General features: G+C 64.8%; 2 protein-coding genes. Both read left to right on the top strand.

The features are described from left to right. Positions 1 to 237: hypothetical protein (locus ACYVG8_RS10520; RefSeq protein ID WP_460745740.1), on the top strand; the 237-nt coding region annotated here is incomplete at its 5' end. 392 nt (positions 238 to 629) lie between these two features. Next, positions 630 to 3251, top strand: a 2622-nt coding sequence (locus ACYVG8_RS10515; protein WP_460745738.1) for a hypothetical protein, incomplete at its 3' end; no start/stop codon positions are given.

Raw genomic sequence — 3251 nt, 5'->3', positions numbered from 1 at the left:
GTCGATGCCGAACTGCTGGGGCGGCCGACGCTGTACCGGCAGGCCGCCGTCCGGCAGGCCCGCTTCGCCAGCCTGCCGGGTGGCGGGCGGTTCACCCTGGCGGCGGACCGGGCGCGCTTCGGCTACGACGGGCGGTTGAGCCTCGGTCTCCATGGCAGGGACAGCCACTTCAGTCTTGAGGCTTACCTGGGGCATGGCGATCGCGGCGTGAATACCCGCTTTGTGCATGCATTCTGAAGGCTGCGATGCCCCTCTGGCTTCCCTGCGGTTTACCCCGTCCGGGATACACCGCAGGGAAATAAAATTCGGTGCGCGTGAGCGTTGTTGTTGTGAAATTGCTGTTTTTTTCGACAGTAATTTATTTTAAAACGAAGGGGCGCCAGCATATTCCTTGTTTTCTGTCGTTATGCTGGGAATGACATTTCCAGATAGGGATATTTCCGGTGGGGAGTTAAACGTTATGTAACTCCCGGTTCAATTTCTGCCAGTGTAGCGTGATGGTTCTTTTCCATGAATAACGGTGAATCATCATGTCTGCTTCCTTCCTGTATCGATTCAGACCGGGTTCATGGCCGATTCCGTCGCGGCAAGGCATGGTCATCCTCGCCATGGCCGGCGGAACGGGCATCATGCCTGTCCTGGCTAGCAGTGCCGACGGCGTGCACCGGCTCGACCCGGTGGACATCCGGGGCAGCCATGCCGTCGGGCTGGCGCTGACCAGGGATCGCGTCTTTGTGGTTTCCCGTGGCGGGCAGGTGGCTGACGGCGCGACCGGCGTCGCCATCAAGGGCGAGCAGGTGGGGATCCGGCTGGAATTGCCGTTTGACAGCCGCGGTCTCGATGCGTGCGGCGTCTGCGTGCGCGGCAATGCCGCCAGGCTGACCATCTCCGGTATCGGCACGGTAGACAAGGCGGCGAGCGCCATCCATGTCACTGGCAATGAGGCGTACCTGAACCTGTATGACAGCCCTGCAGGCACCGCCGGACACGTGGCGGGAGGAGGGACCGGCATCTGGATTTCCGGAGGGCGCGCGCTGATCCTGCTTCGTGACCGGCTGGCGGTCGAAGGGGCCGGTTCCCGCGGAGTGCTGTTGAAAGGCCGGAGCAGCCGGATTTATCGCACCGGCGGAGAAATGCAGGTTTCTGACGGTGCGACCGGTATCGAGGGGCTGGGTGATCTCGTCTGGGCCACCCTGCAGGCCGGCACTCTGTCCGTCAGGGGGGACGGCTCGACCGGGGTGGTGCTCAGGGGGAGCAACAGTCTGTTCGATGCCGGGCCGGGCAGCACCCTGAATGTGACCGACCGGGCTGTGGGGCTTCGCCTTGTCACGGCCGGGGCCAGCCTGGCGGGGCGGATCATGGTGACTGCCGGCGCGACCGCGGTGCAGGTCCGCGGAGAGCCTGGTGCCGGCAGCGCCACGGTCGTGAATGAATATGGCGCCAGTCTGGAGACCCGCGGCCCTGCCGCTTACGGCCTTGTGGGCAGCGGGGTTGCTGCCGGATCGAAGCCGATGCTGGTCAACCGCGGGCTGATCGATGTCGACCCTGCCTTCCATGGAGCCGGGCAGCCATGGCCCGATCTGCCGGCACTGGGCCTGCCCGGCCATGAACTTGGCGTCGGCCTGTCGGTCAGCGCACCGCTCGACGGGACCGGCCAGGTCCATGCGATCAATGAGGGCAGCATTATCGTTCGCCATGCCGGTGCCGGCATGGTGGCATCCCGGCCCGGTGCGTCGGTGACGAACCGGGGGCTTGTCCGCCTGCAGAGCAACGCGGACTCGCCGCCCGCGTACGGCAACCTGCTGCACGCCATGGTGGCACTGAACGGCGGCAGCGCCATCAACGACGACATCGGCGTCATCGAGGTGAACACGGCATACGGAAAGGCCTTCTTTGCCGACCCCGGCAGTACGCTGGTCAATCGCGGCACGGTGCGCCTTCATGGCAGCCAGATGGCGGCGAACCATCCGCAGACGGGACTGCCGCAACCCGGGAAGGCTCGGGCGCCAGAGAGCAATGACGGGCTGGTAATCAACTCCTCGCCCTGGGATCTGTCCGGTAACCGGCTGGTGATTGCCGGTGCCGACCAGAACATCGAGCGGCTGCTGAATACCAGCGAGTTGAGGAATGGCGCTGTCCTGGTCGGGAAGGGGGGCGGTTTTACCAATGAGGGGACGCTCGACCGGATGCGGCTGGTCGCCGCCGGCAGCGTGCACAATACCAGAAGCGGCTCGATGACCCTGAGCCCCGACCGGGCCAGTTCTGTCAGCGCCAGGTTCATCAACAGCGGGGCGATAAAACTGGTGCAGCGGTTCAAAGTGACCGGCGTGCTGGTCAACCAGGCTGGCGGCGAGATGCTGCTGAGCCAGGCCGGGTCCATCCGTTACGGGCAAGGCGGCTCGTTCGCCAATCACAGCGTGGTGAGCGCAGACCATGCTGACCACCATGGTCGTGCCATTTACGTCGCCGGCCCCGGGAACGGGGTGGGGACCAATGCCGGGCTGCTGATTGCGCGTGGCGGCTATGGCGTCATGAGTACCTCCGGCTCGTTCGGGCAACTGCCGCAGTCTGTCGCGCCGATGAGGGAGAGGTCGGGCGGGCGGGGCATATTCATCAATCAGGGCCTGATCGACTTCACGGCTGACAAGCGTGCCACCAGCGCCCTGTACGTGAGAAGCCATGCCAGCCATGATCTGCTCAACGACCATGGCGGAATCATTGCCATGCGCGGCAACAAGGCGGTGGCGATGCGCAGCGACAGCGATTCGCAACTGGTCAACCGCGGCACCATCCATCTTGGCGAGAGAGGAACGACCGAAACCGGCATGACGGCCATGATGCTGCGCCAGAACATGCCGGGTGCCATTATCGTCAATGAAATCAGCGGCATCATCAACGTGAATGCCAGAAGGTCACATGCGTTCGAGCTGCCGCAGGGAGGCAGGCTGATCAATCGCGGTCTGGTCCGGTTGCGGTGCGGAGACAGCAGTTGTGGCGTATTCAAGGATGCCGCGACCCGGGCTGGCGATATCAGCGGCTCGGTTGCCGCTGCCGCCTACCAGTTCGCCCCGCGTTTCCGGGAACCCGTCGCCGGGCATGAACAGCGGGTTGCACGATCGACACTGGCCGGCTACGTGATCGGCACCCGGCCGGACGGCCAGGCCGGCACGCTGAGCGGCGGGCATCTGGACGCCAGCGGCGTGACCGTCGATACCGGCTTCGTGGCCGGGACCACGGCCAGGCAGGCGCGC

The organism is Microvirgula curvata, from assembly GCF_054781615.1.
The sequence above is the reverse complement of the archived record's forward strand: the minus strand, read 5'-3'. Positions and strand labels throughout refer to the sequence as shown.